Below are 16,788 nucleotides of genomic sequence, written 5' to 3' on the forward strand. Positions count from 1 at the left end.
GACCTTCTGGCGTTCGTGGCGCTCCTGGCCGGCCATGTTCAGGGCGACCTGGCGGTCGTCGCTGCACTTCCGTACCGTCTCCGTCACCCTCGTGCTGTCTGGCGTTGCCATCGTGCTGGTTGGCGTCTACATGTCGATCAGTATCGGCAACGACCTGTTCCAGTCGCGCCTCAACCAGGTGCTCGCCGATTCCCACCGGGCGACCACCGCGGCACAGGGCCTGCTCGATTCATCGGATGCCGCCGACAAAGTGCAGGTGCAGTCGCTGCTCCGCACCACGCAAACCACCATCACCGCTGCGTCGTCGTCGAGCCTGATGGCGGTGTTCCGCGTGCCAGGCCAGGAGCCGTCAGTGGCAACCCCGCAGGACTTCTCCACCTTCGGGGAATCCCGCAGCGTGATTTCGGAGGAGCTGCGGACATCCGTTCAGGAGAACCCTGGCGAGCAGTTCTGGCAGTCGGTGACGCTGACGACGGCCGACGGGACGACGATCCCCGGCATCGTGGTCGGCTCCCAGCTCACGGTGCCCGTCGCCGGCAGCTACGAGCTGTACATCGGGTACAGCATGGCCGACGCGGAGAACACCCTGGCGTTCGTGCAGCGCACGCTCGTGATCGCCGACATCGTGCTTATCCTCCTCATCGGCGCCGTCACCTGGATCGTGGTCAGGTTCGTCGTCACACCGATCAGGGTTGCGGCGGAGACCAGCCAGAAACTGGCCTCCGGTGACCTGGAGGTGCGGATCCCAGAAAAGGGCGAAGACGTGATCGCCACGCTGGCGCGCTCGTTCAACGGGATGGCCGACAGCCTGCAAAGCCAGATCAAGGAGCTTGCAGAACTCTCCGAGGTGCAACAACGCTTCGTCTCCGACGTGTCACACGAGCTGCGCACGCCGCTGACCACGATTCGTCTGGCCGGTGACGTGTTGTACGACCAGCGGATGACGTTCCCCCCGGCCACCCGGAGAACCACAGAGTTGCTGCACACCCAGGTGCAACGCTTCGAGGGGCTCCTCGGTGACCTACTGGAGATCAGCCGCTACGACGCCGGATCTGTGCAGCTGGAGACAGAGCCGACCAACCTGGTCCACCTCGCGGAAGACGCCATCGACAGCATGCGCACCCTGGCAGAGTCGAAGGGCAGCGACCTGCGCTTCGTGGCTCCTGGCGGGCATCTGAACGCAGAAGTCGACCCGCGTCGCATCCGTCGCATCCTGCTGAACCTGATCGGCAACGCCATCGAGCACGGGGAAGGACGGCCGATCGTGGTGTCTGTCGACAGCAACCAGAGTGCTGTCGCGCTGTCGGTGCGTGACTACGGGCTCGGCATGGACGAGTCCGACGTCTCTCACGTCTTCGACAGGTTCTGGCGCGCAGACCCCTCCAGGCAGCGCACCATCGGCGGCACGGGTCTCGGCCTGGCCATTTCACGCGGCGACGCGATTGCCCACTCCGGCCGACTGGACGTCTGGTCGAAGCCGGGCGTCGGCTCCTGCTTCCGGCTCACGGTGCCCAGGGTGGCCCACGGAATCATCGCGAAATCCCCACTACCGCTTCCACCGGAGGACGCCGACACGCGGCTCGGAGGTAATCCCATTGTCTAGAAAATCGGCATCCGCTGCCGTTATCGCCGGCATCGGCATGATCGCGGTGCTGCTCACTGCCTGCACGGGCATTCCGCGCGATGGTGGCGTGCACCAGGGCCAGGTGATCGAGGCCGGCGACAGCCCAGCCCCCGTCTTCCTGCCGCAGCGACCGCAGAAGGACGCCACGCAGGAGGAGATCCTGCGCGGCTTCATCGACGCGGCCTCCAGCCCTGAGAACAAGTACGCGATCGCGCGCGAATTCCTCACGCCAGCTTTCAACGAGGCCTGGGAACCGGACGCCGGCGTCACCGTCGACGAGGGCGACCGCGAGGCCGTCGCCATCGACGCGCAATCGATCATGCTGTCGATCATCCCCCTAGCGGATGTCGACGCCAGCGGTGAATTCACCGAGGGCGACACGGTCACCCCGGTGCCGCTGCGCTACCAGTTCGAGCAGGTCGACGGGCAGTGGCGCATCAGCCAGGCACCGAACGGCACGATCATCGACTTCAACACCTTCTCCGACGTGTTCAGCGCGCAGGAACTGTACTTCTACGACCCGACCTTCAGCTACCTGGTGCCTGACCAACGCTGGTACCCGCGCGGCGCGACCACGCCGACCCGTATCGTGAAGGGCGTGCTCGCCGGGCCGAGCGCGTGGCTCGACGGTGCCGTCACCAGCGCGTTCCCGCAGGGCACAGAACTGACAGCGGATGCCGTGCAGGTGGTCTCGAACGACGCCAAGGTCGACCTGAACGCCGAGGCCCTGAACGCCGACCGGATCACCCTGCAGCGCATGAAGGCCCAGCTGGCGACGAGCCTGCCGACTGGGATCTCCGTGACGGTCACCATCAACCAGAATCCGCAGGACATCGGCGACCTGGTCACGTCGCCGCCCATCGTCAACCAGCGGGTTGACGCACGCGCCCTCATCCTGCGTGATGGCGAATTCGGGTTCCTCGCGGCAACCGGCCAATCGATCACGCCGATTGCCGGGCTGTCAGATTCCGTGGCGGCGCTGAACCCCACCGCCGTTGCCCTGTCGGCCAGGCAGACTGTCGCCGCTGCACTGACGGCAGGGGGAGTCTATGGGGTGCGGCTCGGCGACGCCCCTGTGCTGCTCGACGGACGCCCAGGCCTCGTCGCGCCCTCGGTCGACACCTCCGGCTACGTCTGGACCGCCCAGGGCGCCAGCCCGTCAACGCTCAACGTGACGAACACATCCGGCGACTCTGTGGTGCTGCAGACCCCGTGGCCTGAGGCATCGAGCATCCGTACCCTGCAGGTGTCGCGGGACGGCACGCGCCTCATCGCGCTCCTCGGGTCTGGCACAGACGACACCCGCTTCGTTGTCGTCGGCATCACGCGCGAGGGCACGGTTCCGGTGAGTCTCGGCGACCCGCTCGACCTGACAGCGACCACAGGAACGCCATTGGACGCGACCTGGATCGACGAGCTCACCGTCGCCTCCCTCACGAGGCTGCCCACCGGCGAAGAGCGCATCATCGCTCAGCGGATCGGCGGCACGAGCTCGGTGCTCGAGGCTGCACCGACCAGCGTCTCGATCACGGGCGGCAACTCGCTCCGTGACGTGAAGGCGCTGTCGTCCACTGGCGGACTCCAGGTGCGGCGCGGTGCCGGTTGGCAGGAGCGCGTCGACAGCGTGGTGCTGGTCGGCACGCAGCAGGGGACGGGCTAGGCCAGGACACGGGCTAGACCAGGGCTCGAACTCGGGGACGATCCGGCCTCCTCCACAGCAGGCAGCCGCGGCGGGATACGCCCCGATCGAACCCTGCACGGGAGCGCGGTGTGCCGACGGAGCAGCGTTGACTCATGAACAGTCCTCGAGCTGAGGGCGGCCCCACGCTGCGCGATGCTGTTCGCCATGCCGTGCGGGACGCACTGTCGGTGTTCTTCCCCACGATGTGCAGCGGCTGCGGGGCCGACGATGCCGCGCTGTGCGCCGCCTGCCGCATCGCACTCCGCCCCAGCGTGCACCTCGTACGTCGCGACGGCTTCGTCGTGTGGATCTCCCTCGAGTACGCGGGCGTCGCTCGCAGCGTCATCGCGGCCTACAAAGACGGTGGGCGAACGGATGCCGCCGGCGCGCTCGCCGCGGCCCTCCGTCCGGCGCTCGCGGCGGCGCTGGCCGCGGCACCCCTGCAGGCTGGAGTTCGGGCTGCAGTGAGCTCGAGCGCTCAGGCCAACGGCCCGCCGGCGGGGGTTGAGCTGGTCACCATCCCCTCCGCGGCATCCGCCTGGCGAAGCCGCGGCTACCACCCGGTCAACCTGCTCGTCGCCCGGTGCGGACTTCGGCCGCCAGGGCGCCTGCTGAGGCTCGTCGAGGACACCGTGGACCAGGTGGGCCTGACACGACGCGAGCGAGCCGAGAACAAGCACGGGTCGATGCGCGCAGTCGGGCGGCTTGACGGCCGCGAATTCCTCATCGTTGACGACATTGTCACGACAGGAGCCAGCATTCGAGAAGCAATTCGCGCGCTGACCGCGGCGGGCGGAGTCGTTGTCGGTGTGTCGGCGCTCGCCGAGACGCCCCGTCGTTACGGGGCAGAATCGGCTTCATAGAATACTCATCGGCGAAAGCTGTGACATCTGACTTGGGCCACAGTACGGTGGAGGAAAGGCATAAACAATCGCCCGGAATCTGGGCGGTTGGCCCTGATCTGGAGGTCGTCATGGAAACTAACATCGTCGGACGCAACCTGGAGATCACTGATCGATTCCGTGAATACGCCACGGAAAAAGCCGGCAAGGTCGAGAGCCTCGCTGACAAGGCATTGGTCCTCGAGATTAAAGTCAGTCGCCAGGAGAAGAACGGTTCATCTGGCTCAGACCGAGTGGAACTCACACTCATCGGCAAGGGCCCGCTGGTGCGGGCTGAAGCAGAAGGCTCCGACAAGTTCGCTGCCTTCGACGTTGCGCTTGGACGTCTCCTTGAACGGATTCGCCGCGCAAAGGACCGCAAGAAGGTGCACCGTGGTGGTGCCCACCGTCCAACGTCACTGCACGAAGCATCCACTCAGGGGTTCAGCAACGTGGATATCACTCCCGCTGCCCCCGAGGTACTTGAACGAGTGCGCACGGGTGCGATTCCCATCGTGACGAGCGAGGAATCGGATCAGGAGTCCGACGAGGTGTACTCGCCCATCGTCATCCGTAAGAAGGTGTTCGCATCGGCGCCGATGACCGTCGACGACGCGCTCTACTTCATGGAGCTTGTCGGTCACGATTTCTACCTTTTCCAGGACTCGGAGACCAACCGGCCGAGCGTGGTCTACCGGCGTAAGGGCTGGGACTACGGCGTCATCGGTCTGGCCACCGAGTCTGAAGTCCTCCTAGAGGCCTAACAGCCCCGAGGCGACATGAGCTCGGTCGCCGGCTGCCACATGTCGCAGCCGGCGACCGAGTAGCATTGCTATAGTTGCCGCCTACGTCGGCGCGCTGTTTCGACAGCAGAACAAAGGCGTCCGACAGGACGACAGGCGTGTGCATGCGCCGTGACGACTACTGGAGTGCATTCGTGGCCTCAATTCTTGAAAAAGTTCTTCGTGTTGGTGAAGGGCGTACCCTTCGTCGCCTGGAGAACTACGCCAAAGCGATCAACGCCTTGGAAGACGACTTCACAGAACTCAGCGATGAGGAACTGAAGAACGAGACGGTCGCGCTTCGCGAGCGTTATTCCAACGGTGAATCGCTCGACGACCTGCTGCCTGAGGCCTTTGCGGCCGTCAGGGAAGCATCCGTTCGTACCCTGGGCCTTCGTCACTTCGACGTGCAGCTCATGGGTGGCGCGGCGCTGCACCTCGGAAACATCGCCGAGATGAAGACCGGTGAGGGCAAGACCCTCGTCGCGACGACCGCCGCATACCTGAACGCCATCACCAGCCGTGGTGTGCACGTGATCACGGTGAACGACTACCTGGCCAGCTACCAGAGCGAGCTCATGGGTCGCGTGTTCCGCGCGCTCGGCATGACCACCGGATGCATCATCTCCGGCCAGACCCCCGCGCAGCGCCGCGAAGAGTATGCCTGCGACATCACGTACGGCACGAACAACGAGTTCGGCTTCGACTACCTGCGCGACAACATGGCGTGGCAGGCACAGGACATGGTGCAGCGCGGTCACTACTTCGCCGTCGTTGACGAGGTCGACTCGATCCTGATCGACGAGGCCAGGACCCCGCTGATCATCTCTGGCCCGGCATCCGGTGAAGCCAACCGCTGGTTCAACGAATTCGCCAGCCTGGCCAAGCGCCTCGTGCTCGACGTCGACTTTGAGGTCGATGAGAAGAAGCGCACCGTCGGCGTACTCGAACCCGGTATCGAAAAGGTCGAGGACTACCTCGGCATCGACAACCTGTATGAGTCGGCCAACACCCCGCTCATCTCGTTCCTCAACAACGCCATCAAGGCCAACGCGCTGTTCAAGAAAGACAAGGACTACGTCGTGATGAACGGCGAAGTGCTGATCGTCGACGAGCACACCGGCCGCATCCTGATGGGCCGTCGCTACAACGAGGGCATCCACCAGGCGATCGAAGCCAAGGAAGGCGTCGCGGTCAAGGCCGAGAACCAGACCCTGGCCACCGTGACCCTGCAGAACTACTTCCGCCTGTACTCGAAGATCTCCGGCATGACCGGTACGGCCGAAACCGAAGCGGCCGAGTTCATGAGCACCTACAAGCTTGGTGTGGTGTCGATCCCGACCAACAAGCCCATGCAGCGCATCGACCAGCCAGACCTCGTCTACAAGAACGAAGAGGCGAAGTTCGGCCAGGTCGTCGAAGACATCCTCGAGCGTCACCAGAAGGGCCAGCCGGTTCTGGTTGGTACCACGAGCGTCGAGAAGAGCGAATACCTCTCCCGCCTGCTCGCCAAGAAGGGCGTGCGCCACGAGGTGCTGAACGCCAAGAACCACGCTCGTGAAGCAGCGATCGTCGCCCAGGCCGGGCGCCTCGGATCCGTCACCGTCGCCACCAACATGGCTGGTCGTGGAACCGACGTGATGCTCGGTGGCAACGCCGAGTTCCTCGCCGTCGCCGAGATGAACGCCAAGGGCTTCAGCCCCGTCGAGACGCCGGACGAGTACGAAGCTGCCTGGGACGACGTCTTCAAAACCGTGAAGGCCGGCGTGCAGGAAGAGGCCGACAAGGTCATCGAAGCCGGTGGCCTGTACGTGCTCGGTACTGAGCGTCACGAATCCCGCCGCATCGACAACCAGCTCCGTGGTCGCAGTGGCCGCCAGGGTGACCCTGGAGAGAGCCGCTTCTACCTCTCGCTCACCGACGACCTGATGCGCATGTTCAACGCGGGTGCTGCAGAGGCACTCATGGGCCGCCAGGGTGTGCCGGATGACATGGCGATTGAATCCAAGGTCGTCAGCCGCGCCATCCGCAGCGCCCAGGCGCAGGTGGAAGGCCGCAACGCCGAGATCCGCAAGAACGTTCTGAAGTACGACGACGTGCTGAACCGCCAGCGCGAAGCGATCTACAGCGACCGCCGTCACATCCTCGAGGGCGACGACCTGCACGAGCGCACACAGAAGTTCCTCGAAGATGTCATCGACGAGGTGCTCGAGGTGCACACCGGCGAGGGCAACGGCGACGACTGGGACTTCGACGCACTCTGGACAGAGCTGAAGACGCTGTACCCGGTAGGCATCACTATCGACGAGGTCATCTCAGAGGCCGGCAACAAGGGCAAGATCAACCGCGCGTTCATGCGTCGCGAGATTCTCTCCGATGCCAAGGTCGCGTACCAGCGCCGTGAAGAGTCGCTCGGATCTCCCGCCATGCGAGAGCTTGAGCGTCGTGTTGTGCTGTCGGTCATCGACCGTCGCTGGCGCGACCACCTCTACGAAATGGACTACCTGAAGGACGGCATCGGCCTGCGTGCGATGGCCCAGCGCGATCCGCTGGTCGAGTACCAGCGCGAAGGCTTCGCCATGTTCCAGCAGATGATGGGCCAGATCCGCGAGGAGACCGTCGGGTTCCTGTTCAACCTAGACGTCGAAGTGACCCAGGGCGCCGGCGAGGTCAAGGGACCGATCGTCGAAGCCAAGGGCCTCACGCCGGCCGAGCAGGCTGACGCGAAGCTCAGCTACACGGCACCGAGCGATTCGGGCGGAGTCGAGGTGCGCAACCAGCGCGGCCAGATCCAGCAGGCCGCAACGGACCGCGCTCGTCGCGCAGCCGCCACCACCGCAGCAGCACCGGAGGCTGAGGCTCCCGCCGCGGCTGCCGGCCCTGCACCGCGTGGCAGCTTCGGCCAGCGCCCCGCCGGCGCTGCTCCGACGGCAGCTCCTGTGAACCGCGCCGAGCGCCGCGCGAAAAAGAAGTAGCTTCACCAACCAGACGATGCCCCGGCCTACTCGGCCGGGGCATCGTGCTTTCTGCGGCGTGGTTTATGCGGACGGGGCACTCAGAGAACGTTGATGGCGCTGGCCCGCCAGCGATTGTCGAGTCCTTCGAGCCTGATCGCCACCGCGCGGGCGCGTACCTTCGTGTGCACCATGACCACGGCCTCGATGACCCCGTCGCGTGGCTCGGTGATGAGGATCCTCCCGATGGACAGCGACGGGCGCTGCGCACTCTGGCCTTTGACGGCCCGAGCTCTCGCCGAGAGCACTACTCGCTTCAGGAGGTGTCTGTAGACGTCATCACTCACCCACCTGGCCAACTGGTCCAGCTCCCTCGCGCCAGCCAGAACCTCGATCACACTGCGCGTGAGGTTGATCAGGAGTGGTTCGGGATCTGGCAGCTCCCGTCGACTGCTGGGCTGGACTCCGAAGAAGTCCGCGTCATGAAATCCGTCCTGGCCCGGCCGTACGGGGAGTGATGGCATGTCTCCTCCGATGAGTGGAATATTCGACCCCCCAATGGGGGTCGAACGCATGGCAGAAACTCAACCAGTAGAGTCATGGCGATGTCTAGCGCTTATAAAGCCTGTGGAGAATCTCAGCGCGGCGCGGCGGCGCCGACTAGTTTCGGCTTGTGCGCTGGGACAATCTCTTTGACGACCTTGAGGGTCAGCTGGAGCAGGAGCTGCGCGCCGAAGAGGTCGATCTTCGGGCGGAGGAAGAACGCCTACGCCTGGGGCGGCTGTCGCTGCGCGATCGGCTGATCAGCCTGTCGAACGCCGGGAGGGGGCCGTCTCCCGTGACGCTCACGCTGGTTCTGGCCTCCGGCACCACGCTCACCGTGCGGCCGGTGACCTTCGGCAAGGACTGGGTAGCGGCAGACCTGGCGGAGTCAGGAGGCGCCCAGTGCGTCATCCCATTCACATGGATCTCCGGCGTCATTCTCACCCGGTCACAGGTGGATGCTTCGCTGAATCCGCCGGTGGAATCGGCCTCTCGCGTCATTGACCGGATCGGCTTTCCGTTCGTGCTGCGTGACCTGTGTCGGCGCAGGAAAAGCGTCGAACTGCACACCACCGACGGAATCGTCACCGGCACGATCGATCGCGTTGGACGCGACCACCTTGACCTGGCCGTGCACGCACCTGGCACGGTGCGTCGGTCGCGCGAGGTGCTGCACTACCGGGTCGTGCCCCTGGCGCAGGTGCAGCAGATCCGCGTGTACTGAGGCCCGCTTGTACTGAAACTCACCTTGTACTGAAACTCACCTTGTACTGAAACTCACGGAGAGGCGAGCGGTCAGCTCTCTGGGCGAATGATCGTGCCGCCGGAGAGCTCTGGGATGTTGGCGTAATCCGACTGCTCCCAGAGCGAGATGCGCCTGGCCTCTTCGTACTTCGCCTCGATGAACGACTCCAGCACGACTCGCTCAATGCGCCAGCTGCCTGCAGCGTTGAGCCTGATCGCCGGCAACTCCCCAGTGCGCACCAGCTCAAGCGCCTCAGCGGCCGTGATGCTGAGGACTTCCGCGGTGTCGGCCAAGGTCAGGAAGCGGCCGAGGGCATCGGGGGAGGCGGAAACTGTCATGTCTGATTATCCGTCGCGCCGACCGTGTGGGAACGGGTTGTGGATAACTTTCACGGGCTGGGCGGGAGAGAGCGACCATAGAGTGCGCCCAAAAAATAGTGCACAGGCGCAAGACAGTCAGCACGCACGCAGCAGAGCACACCAACGCGACGGAGGTGGACCGTGGGGGCAGGGCAGGACGCGGGGACACGCAAGCGAATCTGGTTCGACCCTCGATTTGCCATCGGGCTGGTGCTCGTCGTGGCCTCCATCATCGGGGTGTGGCTCCTGGTGTCCGGCGCAGAGCGCTCGACCGCCGTGTATGCAGCCCGGCAGGCTCTGATGGTGGGAGACCGCGTCGAATCGTCGGACTTCGTCCTCGCCCAGGTGCGATTCGACGACGCCGTCAGCCTGTACGTGACACCGGACAGCCTTCCTCAGGACGGGCTCGTGGTCACGCGCAGTATCGCCGCGGGAGAACTGATCCCGGCGTCGGCTGTCGGGACGGAAGCCGGGGCATCCGTCACGAGCATCGTCGTCGACATCGCGGGGAAGCTGCCTGAAAGCGTCAGCCCGGGCACCGTCGTCGACATCTGGAGCGCCAGGGAAACGGAAAACGGCGTGTTCGGGCCGCCGGCGGTTCTCGTGGGTGAGGCATCCGTTGTGCGCATCGTCGAGTCGACCGGGTTCATCGCAGACAGCACAGGGCAGGCCGTCGAGGTGCTGATTCCGAAGGGCAAGGTCGCCGCGGTGCTTGAATCGCAGGCGAATGCCGACTCCTTGGCACTGGTTCCGGTCAACCAGGCGATCGGCGGCTAACCGTGGTGGCGCTCGCGCTATCGCTCGACCGGCGAACCGAAGACCGGCTGCTTGCCGACATGATCGAACACGGCCACACGATTCTCGCCCGCGTGATGAGTGCCAGGGAGATGCTGGCCGCACTCCCGGTCTACGCACCGGATGCCATCGTGGTCGGCGCCGCACGGGCAACGCTGAACGCGGAGCTGATCGCCGGCTGCGACCACCACGGCGTGCGCATCGTTGCTGTCGCGAATTCCGACCTGGAACGACGCCACGCGGCATCGCTCGGGCTGTACGAGGTCGTGGATGAAACGGCGACGTGGTCCGACATCGAGGCGCTCATCCTCGGCGGCATCGACGTGCCGACACGGATCGGGAACGCGGACCATCGCACCGCATCCTCGCTGCATGCCGGATCGGTGATCGCGGTCTGGGGCCCGGCCGGCGCTCCTGGCCGCACGACGATCGCCATCACCATCGCGGCGGAGATCGCGGCGGCCGGGCACACCGTGGTGCTGGCCGACGTTGACACGTACAGCGGATCGGTGGCGCCGACGCTCGGGATGCTCGATGAAGCGCCCGGCTTCGCTGCGGCGTGCAGGCTCGCTGGTGCAGACGCCCTCAATCGTGCAGAGCTGGAACGGATAGCGCAGCGATACAACTCGCCGCATGGCGCGTTCTGGGTGCTCACAGGGATCGGCCGGCCATCGCGCTGGCCAGAGCTGTCGGGCGACAGGGTGACGAAAACGATCCAGGCCCTGCGCGACTGGGTTGACTACGTGGTCATCGACACCGGCTTCAACCTCGAATCCGACGAGGAGATCTCGAGCGACCTCTTCACCCCGCGACGCAACGCGGCAACGGTGAGCGCACTCGCCCAGGCCGACCACGTTGTGGCATGCGGGCTGGCCGATCCGGTTGGGATGGCGCGCTTTCTCCGCTCCTGGGTGGAACTGGCCGATGTGCTGAGCACCGAACGAGTGAGTGTGTTCATGAACAAGGTGCGGGCCAGCGCCATCGGCATGGACCCGCGCGCACAGGTCAGCGCCACGCTCCGGCGGTTTGGTGGCATCGAGCACGCCGTGCTCATTCCACATGACCAGAATGGTGTCGATGCAGCCGTGCTGACCGGCCGCACCCTGCGGGACGCATCACCCAAGTCGCCCGCGCGTGCGCGCATCCGCCAGTTCGTGAATGAGGAGCTGCTGATCGCGCCGATTCCCGCCGCCCGGAAACGGCGAAAGCGCTCTGAACGGATGTGGGGCGTGCGCAGAGCCACCCGTGGCTGATCTAGGCTGTGAACGTGTCGACGCTTAGTGATCTCGTACTTGCCCAGGGCCGCAGCAGCGCGGAAGACGTCGATTGGCTGCATATGCTCGTCGCCGACGGACAGCTGCTGGCCGATCTTGCTTTCGCCGATATCGTCGTGTGGGTTCCCACGGACGAAGGCAGCTTCGTCGCCGTGGCTCACGCCAGGCCCTCCAGCGCCGCAACGCTGTTCTACCGCGACTTTGTGGGCCAGAGCATCAAGGCTGAGTGGCGGAAGCAGGTCACAGAGGCCTTCGAGACCGCGAAGATCGTCGATACGACGGCCCCCGACTGGTATGAGGAGACTCCGACGCGCGTGCGGGCCATTCCGGTCATGCGCCGCCTGAGCCCTGCAGGTCCCCAGATCACCGATGCTCCAATCGCAGTGTTGACCAGGCACACGAACCTCAGCGAGGCTCGCACCCCGAGCCGCCAGGAGCTGACCTTCAACGACTGCGCGAACGACCTGTTCGCCATGATCGCCTCCGGCGACTTCCCCGACCTCGGAGCACCGACCGGCCCGCGCCGCGGGGCTCCGCGCGCCTCAGACGGCCTGCTCAGGCTCGACGTCGACGGGACCACCACATTCGCCAGCCCGAATGCCCTCTCCGCGTTCAACCGGATGGGCTTCGCTGACGAACTCGAGGGCGAGTCGCTGGCCGAGGTCACCACTCGACTGATTCCCGGCAAGGCCGTCGTTGACGAGTCGTTGCCGCTCGTGGTCACCGGCCGTGCGCCGTGGCGCACCGACATTGAGGCCAGGGGAGTGACGGTGTCGCTCCGCGCCATCCCGATCAGGGAGCGCGGGTCGCGGATTGGCGCCATCGTGCTGTGCCGCGATGTCACAGAGCTCCGCCACCAGGAACGCGAGCTCATCACCAAGGATGCGACGATCCGCGAGATCCACCACCGGGTGAAGAACAACCTGCAGACCGTCGCATCGCTGTTGCGCATCCAGGCCAGGCGCACGCACTCCGAAACCGCCAGGGAAGCGCTCACGCAGGCAATGCGTCGGGTCGCGGCCATCGCCGTTGTGCACGACACCCTGTCTGAAGGCCTCAGCCAGAGCGTGGACTTCGACGCCGTGTTCGACCGGGTGCTGCTTTTGGTCGCCGAGGTCGCATCCGCTCACAACACCACAGCCCACCCGCGGCTGACCGGCAGCTTCGGCACACTGCCGAGCGCCTTTGCCACGCCGCTGGCGCTCGCACTCACCGAACTCGTCACCAACGCCGTCGAACACGGTCTGGCCGGGCGCGAGGGTGAGGTCATCATCGAGGCGACCCGCAGCGAGGAGATGCTGACGGTCACCGTGAAGGACAACGGAACCGGCCTGCCAGAGGGCAAGGTGGGTTCAGGTCTCGGCACGCAGATCGTGCGCACCCTGATCCAGGGTGAACTGAGCGGCACCATCGACTGGCACACGATCATGGGAAGCGGCACCGAAGTGACGATCGAGATTCCGCTCCGGTACATCCACGAGCGCTAAGCGCTCACCGCTTAACAAGCAAATGCCGGCACCCAGTGGGTGCCGGCATTTGAAAAGCTCGGGTTAAGAAGCGCGGCGTGCGCGAGCGGCACGTCGTTTGAGTGCTCGTCGCTCGTCTTCGCTGAGTCCACCCCATACGCCGGAGTCCTGACCGGTCTCAAGTGCGTACTGGAGGCAAACTTCGGTGACGTTGCAACGCGCGCACACCGACTTTGCCTTTTCAATCTGGTCTACAGCCGGGCCAGTGTTGCCTACCGGGAAGAAAAGCTCCGGGTCAGCTGTCAGGCATGCCGCTTTGTCGCGCCAATCCATGGTGATGTGCTCCTTTGTTGCGTGGGTGCGTGGCCGAATTGGCCTAAATGCGGGGGATGGCAGCTGCAGGAATATTTCGGATCTACGTATTGAGATCTGCCCACGTCCCTGTGAGCGTCAACTGCGCCTCAAATATGGTCCCATAATGGTTGAATCAAATCAATAGTTTTGTATGGGATATCCCTGTGAAAAAATCGTCTGAAGACTTCTCCTCGACCGATCCGGCCCCCGCCGGCCGCCCTCGACCACTCGCGCTGAAGCTCCTTTTCGTTCTCGTGAGCGCAGAGGCGCTGCTGCTGTGGGCTGTCACGATCTGGCAGATCATCGAGCTTTTGACCGACACGCCGGCCTCCATGCCGAGCGCCATCGCCATTCTGGTGCTCCTGCTCATTGCGGCGATCTGGGTGAGCGCCATCGCGCTGAACGTGTTGCGGCACCGATCCTGGATCAGGGGAGCGGCCGTCACCTGGCAGCTCGTGCAGATTGCCGTGGCCCTCGGGGCCTTCCAGGGGATGTACGCCAGGCCGGACATCGGCTGGGCGCTGCTGCTTCCCTCCATCGTCGTGATCGTGTTGCTCTTCGTGCCGAGCGTGATGGCCGCAACGGGTGCAGAGCGCGACCAGCACCGCGACTAGCCAGACCAGCGAGACCAGCGAGACCAGCGCGACCAGCGCGCGGCAGCGACCGAACGCGACGGTGCGGAATACCCGGTGCAGAGAGCGTGTTGCACAAGCATCGGTTGTCATATCACGCAACCTGATTGGTAATCGAGCGTCTAGCCGCGCACTATTGAGGAATCATGACTCTTTCTTCCACCGGTACGTCTTCCACCGGTACCCTGCACGCGTCACCCGCCGTGGTCGACGCTGCCCGCGAGAGCTGGGCCGCCTGGAGGGCGCACCGCCTCAGCAGCGTCGTCGCCCCGACCGGCAACCTCTCACTCGTGGAGACCCGCTGGTTCGACAGTGAAACGGATGCCGCAGCCGTGCCAAGCGCTGAAGCCGTGCTGGCAGCGCTGCCAGCCGAACAGGCCGCTACGACGACGGTCACGGAACTCACCCGCGTGAACATCGCCACGGGGGAGCCGGAGCACGGCATCCGCTTGTGGGATGCGGCCTCTGATTCCATCCGCAACTTCGAGACGATCACGGGCTTCGACTTCGACCAGAGCTGGGTGATTGAGGCGACCTTCACCCCCGTCGACTCCGGCCGCACCGTTCCCTTCGAGCACATCAGGGACAACGGCGGAACGCGTGACCTCGTCGTGCCAGGCGACATCACCTTCACGAGGGATGGCGTCGACTACAGCTTCAGCGCCTTCGACGATGGCGGCACCCTCCTGCTCGTCTTCGGCGATGCAACGAACGGCGCAGCAGGCGACAACGGCAGCTACGAGGCCGGCCGTTTCCTGTTCGTGCGCCGCTCCGATGAGTCCAACACCGGTGACTCCAGCGCCGATGAGTCCAACACCAGCGGCAGCAGCACCGTCATCCTCGACTTCAACCAGGCCTTCGTGCCGCCGTGCGGATTTTCGATTCACTACAACTGTCCACTGCCACCGCGGAACAATCGCTTTGCTTTCGCTGTTGAGGCAGGGGAGAAGGTTGTTGTCTTCCGCGGTGGCTACTCCCTGTACTGAGGTTTCGGCTGTCTGTACACCCCATAGCTACCCCGCATTACCTCTGGCTCACTGACGTTCAACGTTGGTGCTGCCATGCCAGTCTCGCTGCGTCGCCTCGTTCGGTGAGAACGATCGCCGCTCAGCAACACCGTCCGCCAACCCCACGGTTCAGGAGAACTCTGTGAAAAAAACCATGACAGCCGCGCTTGCCGCCACAGTAATTGCAACGCTTGCACTTGCTGGCTGCGCACCGGCGTCCTCTGGCTCTTCGTCAGCGGCCAGCACCATTGAAATCGGTTCGCTCTACGAGCCACAGAACCTCGACAACACCGCCGGCGGCGGGCAGGGCATCACGGAGGCCTTCAACGGCAACGTGTACGAGGGTCTGTTCAAGCTGACGGATGACGGCGCCGTCGAACCGCTGCTGGCCACCGACTACACGCTGAGCGACGACGGCCTGAGCTACACGTTCACGCTGCAGGATGGTGTCACGTTCCACTCCGGCAAGGCGCTCACCAGCGCCGACGTGAAGTCGAGCATTGAGAAGGTCACCGCAGAGGACTCCCAGTCGGCACGCAAGTCGAGCCTGAAGCCCATCGCCGACATCCAGACGCCTGATGACCAGACCGTTGTCATCACCCTCTCGAGCAAGTCGATCTCACTGCCGTACCTGCTCAGCTACGTGTGGATCATCAACAGTGACGCCACCGACCTGCAGACCTCCGAAGACGGCACAGGCCCGTACACGCTCGGCGACTGGAAGCGTGGCAGCTCACTCAGCCTTGAGGCCTCCGACTCGTACTGGGGAGACAAGGCGAAGAGCGACGAGGTCGTCTTCAACTACTTCACGGATGCCACAGCGCTCGGCAACGCACTCCTCACCAACCAGGTCGACATCGTCACGAGCGTGCAGAGCCCTGACTCGCTCGCGCAGTTCGAAGACAACGCTGACTTCACCGTGAACGACGGCAACTCCACCACCAAGGAGATCCTCGCGTTCAACGACCGCGTCGCCCCGTTCGACAACGTGGACGTGCGCAAGGCGCTCTACTCAGCCATCGACCGCGAGAAGCTGCTGAACTCCATCTGGGGCGACTACGGCACCCTGATCGGTTCCATGGTTCCGCCGACCGACCCCTGGTACGAAGACTTGAGCGACGTGAACCCGTACGACGTTGACCTCGCACAGTCGTTGCTCGCCAAGGCCGGCTACGCCGACGGTTTCGAGTTCACCCTCGACACCCCGACGTATGACCCGCACCCCGCCGTTGCCGAGTTCGTGAAGAGCGAGCTCGCCAAGGTCGGCGTCACGGTGAACATCAACCCGATCACCTCAGACGAGTGGTACACCAAGGTGTTCAAGGAGCAGGCCTTCGAGGCGACGCTGCAGGAGCACGTGAACGACCGCGACGTGGTCTGGTACGGCAACCCGGACTTCTACTGGGGCTACAACAACCCCGACGTGACCCAGTGGGTCTCTGAGGCCGAGCAGGCGTCATCCGTTGAAGAGCAGACCGACAAGTTGAAGCTCGTCAACGAGCAGATTGCAGCGGATGCCGCCAGCGTCTGGCTGTACCTGTACCCGCAGATCGTGGTGGCCGCGAGCGACCTGACCGGGTACCCGGTCAACGGGCTCAACTCGCAGTTCTACGTGTACGACATCGAAGCGAAGTAACCACAGGCGAGTCCTGTGCCGACTCGGTGCATAACTCCTGCATTGCGACGCATCG

At 64.6% G+C, this 16,788-nt stretch carries 15 protein-coding genes; 12 read left to right on the plus strand and 3 right to left on the minus strand.

What is annotated here, in order from left to right:
• Positions 1–34: 34 nt before the first annotated feature.
• The 5 genes from mtrB (at position 35) to secA (ending at position 7,943) form a co-directional block, all read left to right on the plus strand.
• The gene (gene mtrB / locus AC25Y4_RS08570) at positions 35–1,603 is read left to right on the plus strand and encodes an MtrAB system histidine kinase MtrB (protein ID WP_488120455.1); all 1,569 of its coding nucleotides are present in this window, start codon (positions 35–37) and stop codon (positions 1,601–1,603) included.
• Positions 1,596–3,284 carry an LpqB family beta-propeller domain-containing protein gene (locus AC25Y4_RS08575; RefSeq protein WP_488119972.1) on the plus strand — a complete coding sequence of 563 codons (1,689 nt, stop codon included), beginning with the start codon at positions 1,596–1,598 and terminating at the stop codon, positions 3,282–3,284. Before mtrB ends, AC25Y4_RS08575 begins: the two co-directional genes overlap by 8 nt.
• 134 nt (positions 3,285–3,418) lie before the next feature.
• Positions 3,419–4,168, plus strand: coding sequence for a ComF family protein (locus AC25Y4_RS08580; RefSeq protein WP_488119973.1), 750 nt, complete (start codon positions 3,419–3,421; stop codon positions 4,166–4,168).
• 110 nt (positions 4,169–4,278) lie between these two features.
• Positions 4,279–4,950, plus strand: a complete 672-nt coding sequence (gene hpf, locus AC25Y4_RS08585; protein ID WP_488119974.1) for a ribosome hibernation-promoting factor, HPF/YfiA family — start codon at positions 4,279–4,281, stop codon at positions 4,948–4,950.
• Between the two features lie 173 nt (positions 4,951–5,123).
• Entirely contained in the window at positions 5,124–7,943 is a 2,820-nt protein-coding gene (gene secA, locus AC25Y4_RS08590; protein WP_488120456.1) for a preprotein translocase subunit SecA, read from the plus strand.
• A gap of 80 nt (positions 7,944–8,023) precedes the next feature.
• On the opposite strand, the gene AC25Y4_RS08595 is transcribed toward secA, so the two are convergent.
• On the minus strand, positions 8,024–8,446 hold the full coding sequence (locus AC25Y4_RS08595) for an Rv3235 family protein (protein ID WP_488119975.1): 423 nt from the start codon (positions 8,444–8,446) through the stop codon (positions 8,024–8,026).
• Between the two features lie 149 nt (positions 8,447–8,595).
• Here AC25Y4_RS08595 and AC25Y4_RS08600 point away from each other — a divergent pair, with 149 nt between their 5' ends.
• Entirely contained in the window at positions 8,596–9,189 is a 594-nt protein-coding gene (locus AC25Y4_RS08600) for a hypothetical protein (protein ID WP_488119976.1), read from the plus strand.
• Positions 9,190–9,260: 71 nt separating this feature from the next.
• On the opposite strand, the gene AC25Y4_RS08605 is transcribed toward AC25Y4_RS08600, so the two are convergent.
• Complete coding sequence (locus AC25Y4_RS08605) at positions 9,261–9,548, minus strand: helix-turn-helix domain-containing protein (RefSeq protein ID WP_488119977.1); 288 nt, start codon at positions 9,546–9,548, stop codon at positions 9,261–9,263.
• Positions 9,549–9,710: 162 nt separating this feature from the next.
• Between AC25Y4_RS08605 and AC25Y4_RS08610 the strand changes: the two genes are divergently transcribed.
• Genes AC25Y4_RS08610 through AC25Y4_RS08620 form a run of 3 tightly spaced genes read left to right on the plus strand, consistent with a single transcriptional unit; the run spans position 9,711 to position 13,125 of the window.
• Positions 9,711–10,346: a hypothetical protein gene (locus AC25Y4_RS08610; protein ID WP_488119978.1), complete on the plus strand. Its 636-nt coding sequence runs from the start codon at positions 9,711–9,713 to the stop codon at positions 10,344–10,346.
• A gap of 5 nt (positions 10,347–10,351) precedes the next feature.
• Positions 10,352–11,617: a CpaE/TadZ family protein gene (locus AC25Y4_RS08615; RefSeq protein WP_488119979.1), complete on the plus strand. Its 1,266-nt coding sequence runs from the start codon at positions 10,352–10,354 to the stop codon at positions 11,615–11,617.
• A 14-nt stretch (positions 11,618–11,631) separates the two neighbouring features.
• A complete protein-coding gene (locus AC25Y4_RS08620; RefSeq protein ID WP_488119980.1) occupies positions 11,632–13,125 on the plus strand; it encodes a sensor histidine kinase in 1,494 nt (497 codons plus the stop codon).
• Between the two features lie 63 nt (positions 13,126–13,188).
• Here the strand turns inward: AC25Y4_RS08620 and AC25Y4_RS08625 are convergent, their stop codons facing one another.
• A complete protein-coding gene (locus AC25Y4_RS08625) occupies positions 13,189–13,437 on the minus strand; it encodes a WhiB family transcriptional regulator (RefSeq protein WP_035837005.1) in 249 nt (82 codons plus the stop codon).
• Positions 13,438–13,622: 185 nt separating this feature from the next.
• Here AC25Y4_RS08625 and AC25Y4_RS08630 point away from each other — a divergent pair, with 185 nt between their 5' ends.
• The 3 genes from AC25Y4_RS08630 to AC25Y4_RS08640 all read left to right on the plus strand — a co-directional run bounded on the left by AC25Y4_RS08630 (position 13,623) and on the right by AC25Y4_RS08640 (position 16,733).
• Positions 13,623–14,072 (plus strand): hypothetical protein, encoded by a 450-nt coding sequence (locus AC25Y4_RS08630; protein WP_488119981.1) that lies wholly within the window; start codon positions 13,623–13,625, stop codon positions 14,070–14,072.
• Between the two features lie 164 nt (positions 14,073–14,236).
• A complete protein-coding gene (locus AC25Y4_RS08635; protein WP_488119982.1) occupies positions 14,237–15,076 on the plus strand; it encodes a DUF1684 domain-containing protein in 840 nt (279 codons plus the stop codon).
• A 163-nt stretch (positions 15,077–15,239) separates the two neighbouring features.
• Positions 15,240–16,733, plus strand: a complete 1,494-nt coding sequence (locus tag AC25Y4_RS08640; RefSeq protein ID WP_488119983.1) for an ABC transporter substrate-binding protein — start codon at positions 15,240–15,242, stop codon at positions 16,731–16,733.
• The last annotated feature ends 55 nt before the right edge of the window (positions 16,734–16,788 follow it).

This window comes from Leifsonia sp. Y878 (assembly GCF_057669685.1).